At 48.0% G+C, this 19,412-nt stretch carries 13 protein-coding genes; all 13 read right to left on the bottom strand.

Translation table 11 applies throughout. The features are described 5' to 3' along the window. Positions 1–500: sugar phosphate nucleotidyltransferase (locus tag VIN66_RS10495; protein WP_331923944.1), on the bottom strand; the 500-nt coding region annotated here is incomplete at its 3' end. Between the two features lie 22 nt (positions 501–522). After that, positions 523–1,554: an acyltransferase gene (locus tag VIN66_RS10490; protein WP_331923943.1), complete on the bottom strand. Its 1,032-nt coding sequence runs from the start codon at positions 1,552–1,554 to the stop codon at positions 523–525. A gap of 8 nt (positions 1,555–1,562) precedes the next feature. After that, positions 1,563–2,618, bottom strand: coding sequence for a glycosyltransferase (locus VIN66_RS10485; RefSeq protein ID WP_331923942.1), 1,056 nt, complete (start codon positions 2,616–2,618; stop codon positions 1,563–1,565). Then, complete coding sequence (locus tag VIN66_RS10480; RefSeq protein ID WP_331923941.1) at positions 2,618–3,325, bottom strand: WecB/TagA/CpsF family glycosyltransferase; 708 nt, start codon at positions 3,323–3,325, stop codon at positions 2,618–2,620. Before VIN66_RS10480 ends, VIN66_RS10485 begins: the two co-directional genes overlap by 1 nt. 95 nt (positions 3,326–3,420) lie before the next feature. Further along, positions 3,421–4,392, bottom strand: a complete 972-nt coding sequence (galU, locus tag VIN66_RS10475; RefSeq protein ID WP_331923940.1) for a UTP--glucose-1-phosphate uridylyltransferase GalU — start codon at positions 4,390–4,392, stop codon at positions 3,421–3,423. A 138-nt stretch (positions 4,393–4,530) separates the two neighbouring features. Continuing rightward, positions 4,531–5,730 carry an SAM-dependent methyltransferase gene (locus tag VIN66_RS10470; protein ID WP_331923939.1) on the bottom strand — a complete coding sequence of 400 codons (1,200 nt, stop codon included), beginning with the start codon at positions 5,728–5,730 and terminating at the stop codon, positions 4,531–4,533. Between the two features lie 77 nt (positions 5,731–5,807). Then, entirely contained in the window at positions 5,808–6,323 is a 516-nt protein-coding gene (locus VIN66_RS10465; protein WP_331923938.1) for a cell division protein ZapC domain-containing protein, read from the bottom strand. Positions 6,324–6,439: 116 nt separating this feature from the next. After that, a complete protein-coding gene (gene pyrD, locus VIN66_RS10460) occupies positions 6,440–7,450 on the bottom strand; it encodes a quinone-dependent dihydroorotate dehydrogenase (RefSeq protein ID WP_331923937.1) in 1,011 nt (336 codons plus the stop codon). Positions 7,451–7,514: 64 nt separating this feature from the next. After that, positions 7,515–12,353 (bottom strand): NAD-glutamate dehydrogenase, encoded by a 4,839-nt coding sequence (locus tag VIN66_RS10455; protein WP_331923936.1) that lies wholly within the window; start codon positions 12,351–12,353, stop codon positions 7,515–7,517. A gap of 227 nt (positions 12,354–12,580) precedes the next feature. Beyond that, positions 12,581–14,896: an efflux RND transporter permease subunit gene (locus VIN66_RS10450; protein WP_331923935.1), complete on the bottom strand. Its 2,316-nt coding sequence runs from the start codon at positions 14,894–14,896 to the stop codon at positions 12,581–12,583. Position 14,897: 1 nt separating this feature from the next. Next, on the bottom strand, positions 14,898–15,935 hold the full coding sequence (locus VIN66_RS10445; RefSeq protein WP_331923934.1) for a WD40/YVTN/BNR-like repeat-containing protein: 1,038 nt from the start codon (positions 15,933–15,935) through the stop codon (positions 14,898–14,900). Between the two features lie 79 nt (positions 15,936–16,014). Further along, on the bottom strand, positions 16,015–17,376 hold the full coding sequence (locus VIN66_RS10440; protein ID WP_331923933.1) for a DUF1329 domain-containing protein: 1,362 nt from the start codon (positions 17,374–17,376) through the stop codon (positions 16,015–16,017). A gap of 16 nt (positions 17,377–17,392) precedes the next feature. Continuing rightward, positions 17,393–19,412 (bottom strand): DUF1302 domain-containing protein (locus VIN66_RS10435; RefSeq protein ID WP_331923932.1); only part of this gene is annotated, 2,020 nt, incomplete at its 5' end.

The following is a 19,412-nucleotide window of genomic DNA, read 5'->3' as shown; positions in this document are numbered from 1 at the left end:
CGGTATGCGTTACCGGTTTGCGCACCGCGTTTGATGTAGCCATAACCGGTTTCGGCACTTGAAGGCACTATACCGAAAGTGACCAACTGACCATCCTGTGCCAGAGGCAAAGCGTGTTCTATTGCCTGCTGAAACGCTGGCGTATTGTTTATCACGTGGTCTGCAGCCAGCACCAGCAGTACGGCCTCGGCATTACCTTGCTGCTTTGCCCGCAGTGCTGCCAACGCTATTGCCGGTGCAGTATTGCGTCCGGCAGGCTCCAGCAGAATGTCTGCTTTACCGTTAGCCAACTGCCGTATCTGCTCCGCCGCGATAAAACGGTGATCTTCATTACATATCAGCAATGCCGTACTATGCTGCAGCCCGCCCAGGCGCAGCAGCGTTTGTTGCAACATAGTGTGACGCCCTGTCAGCGGTAAAAACTGCTTCGGAAAATTACCACGTGACAGCGGCCATAAACGGGTACCTGAACCCCCGGCCATAATTACAGGTGTAAACATAACAGCTCCTTAAAAATATCCTTCACCAGCCTATTACCCGTCTGCTGTACGACCCCAGAACCTGCTTCGCAAACCAGGCCAGTAACAAGGTGGTAAAGAAAACCGTAAACGTCAGAACATGCCAGTACATAAAGCCGGCAAAACTGTTCTGTAGCACCCGCTTAAATACGGCAATCACTATCGGGTGCAGAAAAAATATAGCGAAACTAGCTGATGCGATAAGGTCAATCAGCCGGTAACGCTTGTGCCAGTAGCGTTCAAACAGTAGCAAAATCGCCACTGCCTGCATCACTTTTTCCACTAACTTCAGATCAGCACCAGCATACTCGAAAAAAGCTTTGTGCGCGTTATGTGCAATACCCAACCAGGCACTCTGATACACAGACAACGCGAGCGAACAAATGAGTAACAGCCATGGCAGTGCGCGATAGTTATCCCTCAACAACGCATAATGACGGTTAAATACCATGCCGAACATGAACACAGGCAGAAAATAGACAAAACTTTGCAACGGATTCAGATTATCCTCTGAACGATGCACGAACATTGCTATTACCAGTAAGGTAACCACAACCGCCAGCTGCAGCGCCTGGTTTCGCATGCGGTAAAATTTCACCAGTACAGGCGATATAGCAAACACCAGCATAATAAAAGGTATGTACCAGTACCCCGTCAACACCCTTCCGGTTAACAGGTACTGCATAAACGGCTGAATATACTGGTAATACACGCCTGATCGCTCATCAACAAAATAGCCCGGATACTGAATAACCACCGCCAGGCATATCACAGGGAGCGACAGGAAAAGATAAGGTGATGCGATGTTACGCCACTTTTTACCGATAAAGTCTGCATAACGAAATGTATTTACGTTCAGGTGGGCAAACAAAAAACCACTGATAAAAGCAAAGAAAAAGGTGCCGCCGGGTATCATGTATAAGTACACTTTCTGCCAGGTATGTTCCGGATACCAATTTGAGATCCAGAAACAGTGGCCACAGACGATAAGAAAAATAGCCAGAGCGCGAAAATTGTTTATGCCATTAAAAAACACTGCATTCCCTACCCTGTGATCAGTGCCGCAGCATTGGCTTTATCTGCCAAAGCCAGGGCATTCCAGCGTTGAATGTTCAGTCTGGCAAGCTCAGCTTGCTGCTGTATCAGCGCAGAGTCGCGGCAAAATGCCAGAATTTGATCAGCTGCTTTGACAGCGTCACCGGTATCTATCAGCAAACCGGATTGCCCCAACACCTCGGAAAATACCGGTATTCTCGCCGCGATAACAGCAATACCACTGTACTGCAGCTCGAGTAGTGGTAAGCCCAGCCCCTCATCATGCGAAGTTGACAGATAAAAGGTCGCGCTGCTGATTAAAGCCCTGATCTCGTCAGCACTGAGGTAGCCATAGCACACTACGCCTGGTGTATTTTGCAGTAAATTAGCATCCGGCCCCCAACCCAAGCGCCCGACAACATGTAACTCCACTTCTTGACCTAGCCTTGCCCGCAGTTCATTAAGAATCGCAACTGCAGCAGCATAATTTTTGCGCGGCTCCACCGTTCCCAGCATCACCAGCTTTAATCTGGCCGGTTCAACCCTGCTATAGCGATGTTCGTCATGCTGCAGTTCAAATACATTGCGTACTTGTGGCCGCAGCATAATGATCTGCGCATCAGGGCGGCAAAACTGCTGCAAATCCTGTTTCGTCTTCTCTGAGTTAACAAAAAAACGTTTTAGTCTTTTTACCGCAAAGGCAAAAGACGGTCGCATATAAAGCCGGGCTTTGCGGTTTAACTCGTGCTGGCGGGTCAACAGAAAAACATCATGGATATAAGGGATGAGCCGGTCATTTAACATCAGCGTCGCCAGCACCGACGGCGGAAAACCCGGTGTGATAATTAAACTATCAGGGTACTTAAGCGCAGCATATAAAATGCCAAACCACTGCTGCAATAGCATGCCGCTGATACTACGCGACTTTAATCTGACAATTTGACTGTTACCGAGTGCTTCATCAGAAAATAACTCCTCTGTAATGCGTTCTATACCGGTTGTTTTGCGGCCCAAATGGGAGCAATCAATAATGGCATCAGGCAGCGTCATATCGGGCACAGACATTAGCGGCTCTCCTTCTCAATCAAGCGATACTCTGTCAGTGCTATCCGTAGAAAACTCCATGAGTCAACCAGGTAGCGCTTCGCCAAGCGCCGTGGATTGGAAAACAAACGCCACGCCCATTCCATGTTGACACGTTGCACCCATTGCGGCGCCCTTTTGGCTGTGCCGGCAAAAAAATCAAGCCCGGCGCCAAAGCCAAAACCATACATCCCCGTAAGCTGTTGCCGATGTTTTTGCATCCATAATTCTGATTTGGGCGCCCCGACACCAAAGAACAGATGGGTAGTCGCCACGGCACGGATTTGCTGTAACATTTCACTGCTTCGCAGTGCATCTTTCTCAAAACCAAACTCCGGTACTATTACACGCTGATCCGGATTGGTGTATCCCCTTGCTGCTAACCAACACCGAAGGTACTCTGCGGTTGCTTCACTGGCACAGACAAAAAATGGCGAGTGCCAGGCAGGACTCAGGCTGCTAAGAATAGCCGGAAATAAATCGGCGCCGGTTATGCGGCCGGGCGTTGCAATCTTCAGTGCTTTTAACAACCTTACCACCGGAAAACCATCTGCGGTAACCAGCCAGGCATCTTTGCAAGCCGTTTTGAACTCAGCCTGCCGGCGCATTGCGACCATATGGTCGACATTGGTGGTCACCACCAGCCTCAGTGATTCATCTTCCGGTGCTGGCGACATAATACTTTGCACTATTTGCTCCTGTGACAACAGGCAAAAAGATATCCCTGCTACAGGCTGACTTTTACGGATGTGTGGCGTGCTGTTTTGCATAGCTTGTATGCCTCTTACACTGTTTTTAACAGCTGCAGGTGTCGCTTATCTTTATTCAGATCAGCAAAAATGCGCTCTATAGTGGCACGCAGCGGCTGCGCATACTGTTCATGCTGTAGTGCATACTCAATGTTCGCCTGGATCAGCCCCAGCTTAGTACCACAGTCGTGGCTTTTACCAATAATGTGATATGCCTCGGTCTTCTCGCGCAAACATAACTGGTATATCGCATCGGTAAGCTGAATTTCATCGCCGGCGCCCGGTGGTATATGGGCAAGCAGGTCCCAGATATGCTCTGACAAGACGTAGCGCCCTGTGATGGCGAAGTTGCTTGGCGCCTCGCCAATAGCAGGTTTTTCGATCATGTCTGTTATCGTTGCGCTGGTGCCAGCGATTAAGCTCGCAGCGTTTAAATCAACGATACCGTACTGATTGACCATATTACCGGGTACCGGCTCAACCATAATCTGACTGGCCCCCGTTTCGCTGTAGCGTGCCATCATTGCCGCCAGATTATCTCTGGCAGGGTCACACTGATGCTGATCAACCAGAACGTCAGGCAGCAAAATAGCAAAAGGATTGTGACCAACCACCGGGTAAGCACACATGATGGCATTTCCCAGCCCCAGCGCTACCGGTTGGCGCACCGAAATCAGCGTGACATTCTTGGGAGTGATGCTGCGTACTTCCTCGAGCAGCTGGCGTTTAACGCGTTTTTCCAGCGTAGCTTCCAGCTCAAAACTGGTATCAAAGTGGTTTTCAATGCTGTTTTTTGATGAATGAGTTACCAGTACAATCTCCGTCATCCCTGCGGCGACCGCTTCCTGAACAACATGCTGGATCAGAGGTTTATCCAACACCGGTAACATTTCTTTTGGGATCGCTTTTGTCGCAGGCAACATTCTCGTGCCTAAGCCTGCAACTGGAATGACCGCCTTGGTAATCTTGCTGCGGCGGGTATCACTATGTGCTGGTACTGTTTTCATAGCCTCTGCATCCTTATCCTGACAGTAAAGAAACGATTTACTGATTAATGCTTAACAACATTAAGCTTTCGGATCAGACTACAGGCGGCTGACGCGCTAAGTCAATTTTGTACAGGTGAAGTTTTTGTGATTAACGCGTTACTTAATTTCATCCGTTATATTCAGCAAGCGTTCAAGATAATGCTGATTTATTCCATAAAACCGTTTAATTTCAATAACTTGATTGATGAACTTACCCTTGTTAATTTTTTGTTTGTTTTTTATTGCAAGAATCATCTTATTCTTGCTGGTGTGCTCAAGAGATATAAACTCAAACACCTTTGTTGTATAACCAAATGCTTCCAGTAGTAAAGCCCTTACACTGTCGGTAACCATTTCAGCTTCCTGCCCCAGATGAATACCATGCGTTAACATTGGTGCCAGTATATCAGGCAGCTTCATTTGCGGCCGTATTTGTTTGTGGCAGCAAGGAGAACACATGATGATCTCTGCACCTGTCTCTATACCCATATGAATAGCGTAATCAGTGGCAATGTCACAGGCGTGCAGCGCTATCATGACATTGATCCCCCGGGCCTGAAAGTGCTTCACATCACCCTGTTCAAAATCTATGCCCGCCAGAGACAATTTTTTCGCTGTATTATTGCACAAATCAACCAGATTTTGCCGTAGCTCAACGCCGGTTACTTTCGCTTGCAGCCCCAGAGTATTGGTCAGATAGTCATGCATAGCAAACGTCAGATAGGCTTTACCGGAACCAAAATCTGCAACATGCAGCTGCTGCCGTTCTTTCAGGCCGGATTCCTGCACAGCATTAGAAAAAATTTCAATAAATTTATTTATCTGCTTCCATTTACGCGACATTGACGGGATCAACTGCTGCTGTGCATCAGTAACACCCAGTTCCTGTAAAAATGGCCGCTGCAGTGTCAGGTAACGTTGCTTTTCGCGGTTATGAGCCGAAGGTAACGCCGTAGCAGCGTGCTGAAGCTGTTTATGCTGATACAACACTTTACCCTTTTTGCTGATGGCAAGTTGAGCTTCTGCGGCAGTGGTAAACAAGTTTGCGGCACTAAAGCTGTTAGCCACTAAACTGCGGATTTCTGCTACTGCATCTGCGGTATCAAGGTTACGTGTTACATCATTTGTCTGATATTTATAGGTAAAACTGAGTAACCATTGCTGTTTTAGCTGCACCGGACGTATCTGAACCTGCTTTAAAGGTTCGCTGCCCCGGTATTTGCTCAGCACCAGCTTAAGCAGTTGCCTGTCGCTAACGGCAGAACCCAGCAGGTGAAAGAAAGCGTCAAGTTCAACAGAAGAAGCAATAGCAGACATAGATCAGATTCACGGCAACAGCAAATGCCGCTAGTTTAGTCGGTTAAGCCCATCAGGGAAATAACGGATTAGAAAATTCAGGCAATTTGCCGGTATGACACTGCTTTTTTCAGCACACTGATACGATTGCTCAGCACGCGGATGACCTGCAACCTTGGCAGCACTTTGCCAGCCAGCGTTGTTATCTCACCCAGCAACAGGCAGTTAGCACACTCAGTGTCGGTAGACAGCACCAGCGCATACTGGCTGCTCAGGCCACGTATTGTCACAACATCAAATTGCGCTGGTTCATATTGCTGGCCCTGCTGGAAATACCAACTTTTATGCGCTTGCTGCTGCACAAAGGGTGCGCATAAAGCAGTAAGGCATAATTCCAACCTGACTGCAGGCGGAAGGTCCAGTTGCTGCAGGCTGTCGTCAATAGCCCAGAAAGCCTGTGCTTCCGCCATCGACAGTGGTTGCTTATGTGGTTGCTGTATCAGCTGCGACATACCAAAAGGTGAGCAAAACTGCGCCTCGTCGCTGATGTCCAGCAGCAAACGGTCTTTCTTGTCACAGTATGTCCAAAACCAGCGCTCTGATGGCCTAAGCATAAGATTCCCTATTAAAACCTGATTGGCTAACAATTATGCAATTACAGAAATACACTAAGCTGATCAAGATGTTAAAGACCATTTGGTTATAACATGACAAGATCAGCTACTGATCCTTATAAGCTGGTAACGATCTGTTTTATCAGCTCAGGCCCACGATAGATAAAACCGGTGTAAACCTGTAGCAGGTTCGCTCCGGCAGCCAGTTTTTCCTGCGCCGATTGTGCGTCATCGATACCGCCAACACCAATAATTGGCAGCTTAGTCCCAACCGCCGCTCTTAGCTGACGCAAAACTTCGGTGCTTTTTTGCCTGACTGGCTGGCCGCTAAGACCGCCTGCTTCGTTTGCATATCGCAGGCCCTGTACCAAACTTCTGTCTAAGGTTGTGTTGGTCGCTATCACACCATCCATTTTGCTGTTTAGCAGCGTTTCAGCAACCTGATTCACTGCAACCAGATCCATATCCGGTGCAATTTTCACAAATACAGGTACATACTTATCATGCTGAGCCTGCAAGTCCAGCTGTTCATTCTTCACACTTTGCAGCAAATCATATAACGCATCACCAAACTGCAGATCCCGTAATCCCGGGGTGTTTGGTGATGAGATATTCACGGTAATGTAGCTGGCATGCGCATAAACTTTACGCATACAGTGGATATAGTCATCTTTACCCTGCTCATTCGGTGTGTCTTTGTTTTTGCCGATATTTATACCGAGCACGCCTCTGTAGCTTGCCTTTTTAACATTCTCGACCAGGTAATCAACGCCTTTGTTATTAAAGCCCATGCGGTTAATAATGGCGTGAGCTTGCGGCAGACGAAAAATACGGGGTTTGTCATTACCCTGCTGTGGTCTTGGGGTAACAGTACCCACTTCTATAAAACCAAATCCCATCTGACCAAAGGCATCAATACATTCGGCGTTTTTGTCTAAACCCGCCGCCAGGCCCAGTGGATTATCAAACCGGATCCCTGCAACAGTAACGGGCTTCATTGGCAACTCCTGGCGCCACAGTGCTGCCACAGGCGTATGAGCCAGCCGTTTCAGGCTGCCCAGAGCAAAATTGTGAGACCATTCGGCATCACAGGCGAACATAACTTTTTGCGCGATTGGATAAAACATAAATTGCCTTTTAAAAACAAAAAAATACCCCGGGCCAGCCGGGGTATTGTAGCCACTTGGCCCGTTATTTTACAGGGTCACAATGATGACTTAACAGCATTAATTCGCGCAGAGCTACCGAGAACTTGGCAAACTCATGGCTCTTGGTTGTTTTGAACTCTGCCAGCATTAACCGCCAGCGTTCAAGCAAGGCATCATGTTCATTGATCCAACGACTTATCACCTCATCGGCTTCGCATACCTTACCGCAGCTGCGAACTACAACAGCGGACAATGCACGCTGCTGCCAGTCCAGCTCTTCACGATAAGACGCTCTGGCCAATGCTTGCCAGTGATTTGATACCGGCTGATTGGTGATCTGTTCCAGGAACCAGTGCAAATCAAGCTTGTCACCCAGTTTAAAGTAGATCTCTGCCACCATTGACAGCGAAATCTTCTCAGCGTCTGCTACCTGGGCGATATCCATTACAGAGAATACTGTACTTAACTGCGCCAGGTACTGCGCGATGTCCTGCGGTACGCCCTGCTCTGTCAGTGCCGATTGTTTATGCAATAACTGTTCAGCTTCAGACGCTGCCAGATAAGCCGGCAGTTCTTTGTTTAACTGCTGGTAAGCTGGCTTGAAGAAGTCGATAGTCTGCTGAATATCCAGCGCTTTGTTACGATGGCGCAGGAACCAGCGTGTTGCCCGGCGCATTGTACGGCGCAGCTGATGTAACAACTTGCTTTGCAGTGCCGCAGGGATCACATTGTCCAGTTGCTCCAGCTTGCGCCACATTGAGGATAAATCAAACAGGTCGCGCGCGATGGCGTAACAAAGCGTTACCTCACCCACGCCGGCGCCGGTTTCTTCCTGCATACGCTGCGCAAAATTAGGCCCCATCTCGTTAACCAGCATATTTGCCAGCTTGGTCGCGATAATTTCGGCTTTTAGCGGATGGTTTTCCATCTCCGCAGCGTACTTGTCCTGCAGCATCTGCGGGAAGTTAGCAAACAGCTGACGTTTGAAATAAGCATTTTCATAAATCTCTGGCAGCACCAGACGCTCTTTCAGCACCATCTTACCGTAGGCGGTCAGGATAGACAGCTCAGGACGGGTTAAGCCCTGTCCCTTAGCCATACGCTCTGCCAGCTCATCATCAGATGGCAGGAACTCCAGCTCGCGGTTTAACTTGCCGTCTTTTTCCAGTGTATGGATAAAGCGGGTATATTCTTTTAGCTGCTCCGCACCTAACAAAGACGAAATACTGATACTCTGCGTCTGGCGGTAACAGTCTTTAATAACGATTGCAGCCACATCTTCAGTCATATCAAGCAGCAATTTATTACGCTGTTTCAACGTTAAATCGCCACCGGCAACCAGAGTATTAAGCAGGATCTTAATGTTTACTTCGTTGTCCGAGCAGGTTACACCGCCAACGTTATCGACAAAATCGGTATTGATACGACCACCGTGCATGGCGTATTCGATACGTCCACGTTGGGTCGCACCCAGGTTGCCACCTTCGCCGATGATTTTCGCCTTTAAGTCTTTACCGTTAACCCGCAGCGGCTCTGAACCACGGTCACCCACTTCTGCATGGCTTTCACTGGTTGCTTTAACGTAAGTACCGATACCACCATTCCAGATAAGGTCAACCGGCATCATCAAGGCTTCACGGATCAGCTCATTCGGCGTCATGCTGGCCTTAGTTGTGCCCAGCATTTCCTTCATCTGTGGCGATAACTTAATGGCTTTGGCACTACGTAAGAAGATACCACCGCCTTCAGAAATCAGTGACTTATCATAGTCATCCCAGGTGGATGTAGGCAGATTAAACATCCGGTTGCGTTCTTCCCAGCTCCTGGCTGAATCCGGGTTCGGGTCAACGAAGATATGCATATGGTTAAATGCGACCTGCAGCCGGATATGTTTTGATAACAGCATGCCGTTACCAAACACGTCCCCTGCCATGTCGCCGATGCCAACACAGGTAAAGTCGGTGGTCTGGCAATCGATGCCTATTTCACGGAAGTGACGTTTTACTGATTCCCAACCGCCACGTGCAGTGATACCCATCTTCTTGTGGTCATAGCCGTTTGAGCCGCCTGAAGCAAACGCATCACCGAGCCAGAAAGCATATTCTTCTGAAATGCCATTCGAAATATCAGAGAAGGTCGCGGTACCTTTGTCAGCGGCGACCACCAGATACGGGTCATCTTCGTCATGACGTACTACGTCTTTCGGCGGTACTATCGCACCCTGCACGATATTATCGGTTACATCCAGCAAACCACGGATAAAGGTGCGGTAGCAATCTTTACCTTCATTCAGGAACGCTTCACGGCCACCAGTTTCCGGCAGTTTTTTACAAACAAAACCACCTTTAGAACCGGTTGGCACTATTACGGTATTTTTTACTGTTTGCGCTTTTACCAGCCCCAGTACTTCAGTACGGAAGTCTTCACGCCGATCTGACCAGCGTAAACCGCCACGGGCAACCTTACCAAAACGTAAGTGCACGCCTTCTACCCGTGGTGAGTAGACGAAAATCTCGAACATTGGTGTCGGCAGTGGCATGTCAGGAATTAAATCCGACTTAATCTTAAACGAGATATAAGGCTTATCCGTGCCCTGCGCACTTTTCTGGAAGTAGTTTGTACGCAGTGTGGCATTAATCATATCGACAAAGCGACGTACTATGCGGTCATCATCCAGGTTGGCAACATTTTCCAGTGATGAAACAATCTGCTCTTCCAGTTTCTCAACCGCTTTGGGTGTCGCTTTGGATTTAGGGTCAAACTTGCTGTTAAACAATTGCACCAGCAGGTTGGCAAGCTCAGCATAGCGGGCAAAGGTGTTTTCCACATAAGACTGGCTGAACGTACCGCCAATCTGACGTTTGTATTTCGCTAAAGCGCGCAGCAAAGATGCCTCGCGGCCGCTCAAACCGGCACCAAGGATTAACCGGTTAAAACCATCATCTTCCAGCTCGCCATTCCATACCTTGGCAAAAGACTCCTGAAATGACTGCTGCGCGGCTTCAAAATCTGCTGGTACCGCACAGTTTAGCTCCATTGCGAAATTAAGCACCCAGCTGACTGAGCCATCAGCACATTTCACCGCATAAGGCGTTTCACCGATAACCCGCAGGCCAAAGTTTTCCAACATTGGCAGTACGTCTGACAGATGGATCGGATGGTCTTTGTGGAACAGATTCAACCGTACCGCTTTGCTGTCGGCTTTTTCTTCCTGCGGCCGGTAGAACAGCATTTCCAGCTTATGATCATCATTCAGTGATTCCAGCTTGCCGATATCCACTAACGCATCGTTTGGCAGCATTTCCTCTTTGTAACTGCGCGGAAACGCATTGACATATTTGCTGATAAGCTCGCGGCCACGTGCTTCGCCGTATACCCCAATTAACGCGCTTTCTAATTTATCTTCCCAGGTGCGGGCCGCTTCTACCAGATTACGTTCGATATCTTTCACTTTATACTCGACATGGCTATCGCTGATCCGCACCAGATAATGAGTACGCGCCAGCACAGATTCAGAAAAATAAGTAGTAAACTCTACCGGTTCATTGCTGCCAAGAGCACGCTGCAGTATGGCCTGAGTCTCTTTACGCAGTTGGGTGTTATAGCGCTCTCGCGGTACATACACCATAGCACTGACGAAACGGCCAAAGCTGTCTTTGCGCATAAACAGGCGCGTCATATCACGCTCCTGCATTTGCAACACGCCCATTGCAACGTGCAACAGTTCATCAGCTGTGGCCTGTATCAGTTCATCGCGTGGATAAGTTTCCAGAATATTCAGCAGTGCTTTGTAGGCATGAGTGCCGGTAGCAAACTCGGACATTTGCATAACTTTAGCCAGTTTGCTTTTCAACAGCGGAATATCGCCTGCGCTGTTGTTATAAAGTGACGAAGAGTACAAACCGATAAAACGATCTTCGCCGATGACTTTGCCGTCTTTATCAAACTTTTTCACACCGATGTAATCAATATACGCCGGGCGGTGTACGCGTGACTTATTGTTGGTTTTCGTCAGTATTAAAAGCGCATTGTTGACAGCCTGTTTGCGGCCACTTTCCGGCAACTCCGACAACATCAGATCACGGGAAGCTGAGCGGCGCATTAAACCCAATGAGCTTTTATCGATGCCACTGATTTTATAGTCACCCTTCACTGGTGTGATAGAGTATTCGCGGTAACCAAGCAAGGTGAAGTTGTCTTTTGCCAGCCAGTTTAAAAATTCGCTTGCCTGTTTTACTTCTTCTGCACTGGCTTTGCCACTTTGTTTTGGCAACGCTTTAATGACTTCCTGCAGTTTCTCTTTTGCCGGCTGCCAGTCCTGTACGGCCAGAGACACATCTTCCATTACTGAGTGCAGTTCATCTGTCAGTGTCTGAATAGCGGCCTTGTCTGTAACGCGATCGATTTCAATGTGAAATACTGTCTGTTGCGTGCTGGCATTGGCTTTGCTGCCCAGCTTAAAGAAATCCGTGATCTGTTGATCTTTATCACGCTCGGTCTGTAATGGGTAATGCAGCAGCAAGTGCGCTGTAATGCTTTGACGACTCAGCGCCATACGCACTGAGTCGACCAGAAATGGCATATCCTGTACGACCATTTCGACAATAGTGTGTTTAGACTCCCAGCCATGCTTGGCTATTTCCGGATTAAATACCCGGATCTTTGCTGCAGGCTCAGCATGGCTGTTAAACGTTTGCCATAAGCTAAGGGCTGCACCGTATAAATCGCTGTCGTTACGGCCAACCAGGTCTTCGTTGGACATATTGCCGTACAAGGTATTAGCGAACTTCTCAACCAGCTTAACCTGGTCTTTTACTCGCTGTTGGATTAGTTTATTAACATTTTGTAGTAATACAGAGGGTTGACCGTCTATCAGTGCCATTTTTGTATCCTTTTTGCAGTCACTGCTTTCACAGCAGGCGCTACCGAACAAACCAGAGCGTGTCAGGTGCGCAGTGTAGTGCCTATTGTAGCGCTTTTCGAGCACTATTTTGGGCTTTTATGCTGGTTAAACCAGTGATTTTTAAGGTATCTGACAACTTATTCACTTGCCGTAAATAGAAAATGGCCTTTCGGCCATTTTCGTGTTTATTCATGCAATAAGATAACCTAATTTTTTCGCCACAAAAATGCTGCAAGTGCCGGTAACACTACTATCGCACCGAGCATATTAACGATAAACATAAAGGTTAACAGTATTCCCATGTCTACCTGGAACTTCAGTGCTGAGAACACCCAGGTACTAACACCTATTGCCAGGGTTATACCGGTAAAGAGAACGGCACTGCCCCTTTCCTTCAGCGCTTCATAGTAAGCCTGGCGTAACGGTGCGCCATCACGTAGCATTTGCGTCATATTGGATAAGATGTAAATACCATAATCCACACCTATACCTACGCCAAGTGCGATAACGGGTAAGGTTGATACTGTCAGGCCAATCTGCAAAGCGGTCATCAGCGCTGTCGCCAGTACTGACACTACATATAACGGCACAATGACAGATACCGTTGCCCGCACCGAGCGGAAACTTAACAGGCACAGCACAATAACAGCACCATATACGTACCACATCATTGGCTGCTGGGCTTCTGACACGGCTTCGTTTGTCGCGGCCATTACGCCAGCCGGCCCGGATGCCAACATAAATCGGGTTTGCTCGTCACCGATTTCTTTACCGTACTGCTTAGCAGCAGCAACCACCCGCTCCATCGTCTCAGCTTTATGGTCTTGTAAAAACAGAATCACCGGCATGACAGAGCAATCTGCATTAAGTAAACCGGTGCTGGTCTCGACCCGTGACGATGCCTGTACCAGACTTTGGGTATTACGTGGTAAAACCCGCCATTTCACATTACCTTCATTAAAAGCTGCATTGATTGACTTAGATACTGACGCCAGAGACACTGTCGACTGCACGCCTTCAACGTTCTCCATCAGCCACTGAAACCGGTCTATCTTGGCCATAATACTGTGTTCCGTACAGGCACTGGGTATGGTTTCAACCATTACATTGAGGTAATCGACAGATATCGCATAACGGTCAGTGATCAGGAATGTATCCTGGTTATAACGCGAGTCTTCATGCAGCGCCGGTGCTCCGGCATGTAAATCACCTATTTTTAGCTGGGCACTTTGCATGTAACCAAATACAAACAACGCCGCGGTAACCAACAAAATAACGCCGGCGTATTTACGGGTGGCAAATGCGGAAAGCGCAAACCAGATTTTATCGCTGGTCACTGAGGGTTTAGCCGCATAGGTTTTGTACCGTTGACTAAAGCGGACGAAAGACATCAATACCGGAAGTAAGATCAGGTTCGTCAGAATAATCACCGCAACACCCAGACTGGCCGTTATCGCAAGTTCACGTATCACACCGATCTCAATAATGAGTAGTGTTAAAAAGCCTACCGTGTCCGACAGCAGTGCAACGCCACCGGGCACCAGCAACTTGCGGAAACTGGCCTGGGCCGCTGTTTTCGCGTCCATGCCGGCAGCAACACGTTTGCCGGTTGAATTAATCATCTGCACACCATGGCTGACACCAATGGCAAATACCAGAAATGGCACCAGAATAGACATAGGGTCAATACCAAACCCCATCAGCGACAACAGCCCCATCTGCCAGATAACGGCTATCAGTGAACAGGCAATAGGTAACACGGTAAGCATCAGTGAGCGGCAGAAGAAAAACACCATGACTGACGTTACGGCGATAGCAATGGCAAAAAACACTAATACGCCTTTTGCGCCTTCAGCCACATCACCAACCATTTTGGCAAAACCGATTATATGAACACTGATGTCGTCAGACTGATATTTTGCCCGGATATTCTGCTCAAGCGTACCCGCAAGACCTATCGTATCTAACTTTTCACCGGTGTCTGGATCAACCTCCAGTAACTGCGCCGAAATCATGGCACAGCTGTAATCATCGGCTACCATACGCCCGACGATGCCTGCTTTCTCGGTGTTCTCTTTTACCTTCGCAAGCCCGGCGTCATTGGCGACGAAATCGGCCGGAATGACCGGGCCTCCGGCAAAGCCGTCTTCGACCACTTCAACAAAGCGGGTGCTTGGGCTAAATAATGATTTAACCTGGACCCGATCGACACCAGAGGTGTAAAGCAACTCATCATGTGCTTTACGCAAAGTATCAAAGAAGCCAGCATTAAAAATATCGCCGCTTTGATCACATAACGAAATCAAAATATTGTTGGCACCGCCAAAATCCTGTGCATGGCGCAGATAAGTCTGCATGTATTCGTGCTTCAGCGGGATATTTTTAGTAAAAGCGGCGTCAAGTTTTATCGTTGTTGCTTTGAACAGTAAAAACAGCGTCGCCAGCACAAAAGCACCGATAACCATTGCCCGGTGCCGAAACAACGCATATTCAAATTTGTTAACCAGTCGATTTACACTCATGTTATTTCAATTCACTCTGCTTAATGCTTCTAATGCCAGTTTCAGTGACCAGCAGCAACTCGTTGTGCCATATCAGGCCGTTGACAATAGCTTTGCCATCTGCACGGGACAAATTGGTAAAAGAAGCACCATCATCACTGCTAACCAGTAAGGTGCCAGCGTTACCTACCAGGTACAAGCGGCCGTCATTGTCAAAAAATGCACTATTTAATGTTGCCGTTTCGTTCAACGCAATTTGTTGCCAGCTTTCGCCCTGATCGTGGCTTAAAAACGCATGACCGCGCAATCCGACTGCGAGCAACGCCATTTGTGGCGTTCTGGTGATATCAAACAATGAGCCATTATAAAATGTTTCCAGCCGGCTCCAGCTCTTGCCGTTGTCATTACTTTTTGCCGCGAAACCGGCTTCACCTACCATATACAGCACATTGCCATCGGCAAAAAGCCGGTTAAAGTGAGGCAAAATAGCGCCCAGTTCAACTTCATACATATCTGGGTCAGTTTCTTTCAGCTCTTCCAGATAGGCTTGGTCATCTTCTGATAAGACCTCGGGGTGAAACTCTTTTTGCCAGGTCTCTCCACCGTCTTCAGTCCGGTAGAACAAACCGTAAGCGCCTACGGCGATACCGCTACTACTGTTGGCAAAATAGACATCGAACAGTGGCTTATCTGTCTCAGGCGCATAATGCTGCAGCCTCCAGCTGGCGCCGCTATCTTTTGTTGCTAAGATGCTGGCATCGTGCCCTACCGCCCAGCCGTGTTGTTTGTCGACGAAATAGACGCTGTTCAGATTGGCTTGCACCGGTACCGGTGACTGTAACCAGTTCTGTCCGTCCTGACTCACCAATATATGGCCGCGCTCTCCGACGGCGACCAGTTGCTGACCATTAACATTAGCGATGTCGGTCAACAAGGTATGCTTGGCTAACACAGTAATGTCTGCAGCTTGTGGCTGAATATCACTGGACTGCGCTGTTGCTGTCGTTACAGAACATAAGGCTGCACATATTGCCGCCAGACAGATAATCTTCTTACACATACTTTGAGTTTTCACTCTAAATAAATTCAAAAATAAAAACGGTTGGCACCAGGCCAACCGTCGTCATACCACGGCTAAGTTACCGCGTTCCTTCACGACGCAATGCTGCTGGCGTGAAATCAGCATCAGTCAGGTTAACTGAGAAATCGTACATTTTGTCCTCGTTATCCAAACCAATTGCAATGTAACGGCGTGAGTTCAGGTCGTGGTAAACTTCCAACGTACTCCAATGCGTAGGCACTTCGTAGTAGTTCAGGCCATGAGCCACGGCGACACGATACAGCTCGTCACGGTTGTCATACAGATCTGCAATGTGGATCTGCCAGCTATCTTCGTCGATATAAAACACACGTTTGCCATATACATGACGTGTATTGTCTTTTAATTTCGCTTCGACAACCCATACACGGTGTTTTTCCCAGCGTACATAATCAGGGTTAACGTGACCGGCCATCAGTAAATCCGCATACTTAACTTCATTACTGTGTAACTTATAGCTGTTATAAGGGATGTACAGTTCTTGTTTGCCGACCAGCGTCCAATTGTAACGATCCGGTGAACCGTTAAACATGTCAAAGTCATCTGTAGTGCGCAAACCATCTGATGCGGTACCCGGGGCATCATATGCTACGTTTGGAGCGCGACGAACGCGGCGCTGGCCAGTATTGTATGTCCAGGCCTGACGCGGTGTTTTAACCTGATCCATTGTCTCATGTACTAAAAGAGCAGTACCTGCCAGACGCGCCGGAGACGTTACGCCTTGTTTAAAGCGAAACAGAATATTCTCTGCTGTCAACGCTTCCGGCGTTGCATTCGGCTCAGAGTACTTAAACATTATCTGTTCATCAAAACCGATAATGGTAAAAGCGCCTGTCGCAGTAGGCGCGGCCTGACCACCATTGCGGCTTGCGGCCACACCGCGGTAACGCAGCAGATGGTTCCAGACTGCCTCTAACCCGTTTTGCGGAATAGGGAACGGAATACCGATAGCAGCATTAATGATACCGTTGCCGCCTTCAATCAGCTCAGCTTTCGTCGCTATTTGTTTAGTTGCATCATAAACATACTGCGGGAAAGATGCCGTACGGCGTGATTGATAAATGTTCATCTTGTAAGTGTCCGGGTAAATCTCGAACAACTTAATCTGGCCAGGACTTAACAGATTTTTATACTGATCGATATTAGATTTATCTATCGTCATCAGTATTTTATCGTCTTTAAACGGATCAGGATGATGCATACCTGGCGTGTATCCAGCCGGAGCTGAAGTGATACCACCATTCCAGGCAGGAATAGATCCGTCTGCGTTAGCGGCTTTCTCGCCGCCCAATGGTGTCAAGTCGTTACCAAGCCGTGCAGCTTGCTCCGGAGAAATTTTTGCAGCTACAGAACAGCTTAACACTAACGCAATTGCTGAAGAAATTAGGGTGAGTTTTTTCATAATAAGTGCTCGTCCCTTAAATAGAGTACTTGATGTTAAAAGAGATAAAGTCACGGTCAGCAACGTTATTCGTTGTGCCCTGGCCGCCCCAGAATACGTTGTAAGACACTTCTCCTGACCATTTGCTCAGATAATCAAAGCTAACAGCATAAGCCAGAGATTTACGGTCCTCGACAAACATAAATAGCGGATCAGGCGTGATACCGTTGACGTCATGTGAAAATACCATGCGTTGGGACAGGTTAACGCCGGCGAAAACGTTGTTATAGTCCGCTTTTGCCAACAAACGATAACCCCAGGCAGACGCAGTAGGGAATGGATTCGTTTCCGCGCCGTTTGACAAACCGGTGTGTAAACCTGGTATTTCAACACCATTACCATTTAACAATGGTGCACCACTACGATCGGTATTAGGGCCATTTAATCTAAGCACGCTTTGATCCGGCATATCCTGAATACGGATACCGCCAACTTCAGCCAGCATAGTAAAATTGTCGGCGCCTAACGTTGGACCAAACAGATGTGTAAATGTCATCTGCGCCTGCAGCGTATCGCTGAGAATAAAACCATTTGCCTTTTGTCCAGGCTGGACTTTCTCACCATAACGCGGGTCACGGCCGATTTGTGAAATACCGGCTAAATCTGGGCGCAAGCCAGCATTCGCTAATTGCTCAGGCATACCTGCGTATAAGATTTCCACGTCGTCAATTTGTAGCGGCTCATCCTGCCGATACGCTATTTCACCAGCAACTGAGGTTTCACCCAACGTAGTATTGAAACTGAAACCGTATAACTTGATATCTTCAGGATATTCGAGTAATGCTTTGGAAAACGCAGCCAACTCGGTAATGTTGTCTTTTGTAACGCCACCGGTTGCCGCCATATTAACCAGCCGGCCAATATCTGCACCTACTTGCGAAAAATCGGATGCAATACCAGAAATTACCGGTACCCGGCTGTGGTAATTCATGTAGTACAATGAGAATTCAGTATCATTTAAGCCTGCAGCAAAGTAATCAAACTTAATACCATACTGGCCGCCATCATCCGGTTCAATTTCGCCGGCACTACCAAATGGCCGTAAAGTCACTTTTGTAGGATAGGCAAGGTAAGCTTGCCCTGCCTGTGCCGGAGTAATCGCGCCACCGGCGACAGCTGCACCTAAGGTGTTCAGGCTTTGTAGCACGTGAGCTAAATCGATATCAGGGTTACCGGCAAAGCCCAGCTGTACGTTTTGTAAATAGCCACCTTCACCAGCAAAATCATTGGTTGAAAAGTAGCTGCCCGGTACAGGTAAATAGCTATTTACCCATTCGTACTGGTAAAACATTTCAGTCGACAGGTTGTCTGTCAAACCAATATTTAACACTGCCATACCGACAGGGATATAAGCTTCTTTCAGCTCTGCTCCCGGAGCCCTGGCGACACCGACATCAATCGGCGTAATATTGATGCCGTGCTGGATCAACGTGCTTTCACCCCAGCTTAATACCTGCTGACCGACTTTAACTGAAACCGGGTTCATGCCGTCATTAAAACTGAAGTTGCCATATACGTAAGCGTCAAGCAGACGGATATCGCGGCAGGCAAGATCACGTGCATCGTCGTCGGCACAAGGGTCGACGCGCTGGCCGGATACCGGGTTCGTATAAGCCCCGTCCTTATCCATTAACGCGAAATCATAGAAGTACATAAAGCGGGTAAACAAACCAATATTATCTTTGGTTATTGACAGTTCATGCAGACCTTTAGCCAGACTACTGAACATATCACCGCGGTCGTAGTTTAAATTACCCGCATCACCATTGCTGGAGTAAGCGCCTGGTTGTTGCCAAATCTGGGATGGAAGATAGATATTGTTAGTTGCAGCGTTGTAGCCTGTCCAATCGAATCGTGGATGATTGACTTTACTAATAGTATCCCAATCACGATCCTCCGCACGCCAGCTGGCGCCGTATGAGAATGTTGAATCAAAAGTGATATTTACATCACCCAGATCCCAGGATGCGGCCTGAGCCGGAGCCAATGACAAGGCA

The organism is Rheinheimera sp. (assembly GCF_036568245.1).
In the GTDB taxonomy this organism is placed as follows: Bacteria; Pseudomonadota; Gammaproteobacteria; order Enterobacterales; family Alteromonadaceae; genus Alishewanella.
This window is presented reverse-complemented; position numbering and strand designations above follow the sequence as displayed.

Coding starts and splice junctions, on each gene's coding strand:
- VIN66_RS10450 (WP_331923935.1), bottom strand. CDS start 14,896: ATGAGTGTAAATCGACTGGTTAACAAATTTGAATATGCGTTGTTTCGG.
- VIN66_RS10465 (WP_331923938.1), bottom strand. CDS start 6,323: ATGCTTAGGCCATCAGAGCGCTGGTTTTGGACATACTGTGACAAGAAA.
- VIN66_RS10455 (WP_331923936.1), bottom strand. CDS start 12,353: ATGGCACTGATAGACGGTCAACCCTCTGTATTACTACAAAATGTTAAT.
- VIN66_RS10470 (WP_331923939.1), bottom strand. CDS start 5,730: ATGTCTGCTATTGCTTCTTCTGTTGAACTTGACGCTTTCTTTCACCTG.
- galU (WP_331923940.1), bottom strand. CDS start 4,392: ATGAAAACAGTACCAGCACATAGTGATACCCGCCGCAGCAAGATTACC.
- pyrD (WP_331923937.1), bottom strand. CDS start 7,450: ATGTTTTATCCAATCGCGCAAAAAGTTATGTTCGCCTGTGATGCCGAA.
- VIN66_RS10440 (WP_331923933.1), bottom strand. CDS start 17,376: ATGAAAAAACTCACCCTAATTTCTTCAGCAATTGCGTTAGTGTTAAGC.
- VIN66_RS10485 (WP_331923942.1), bottom strand. CDS start 2,618: ATGTCTGTGCCCGATATGACGCTGCCTGATGCCATTATTGATTGCTCC.
- VIN66_RS10445 (WP_331923934.1), bottom strand. CDS start 15,935: ATGTGTAAGAAGATTATCTGTCTGGCGGCAATATGTGCAGCCTTATGT.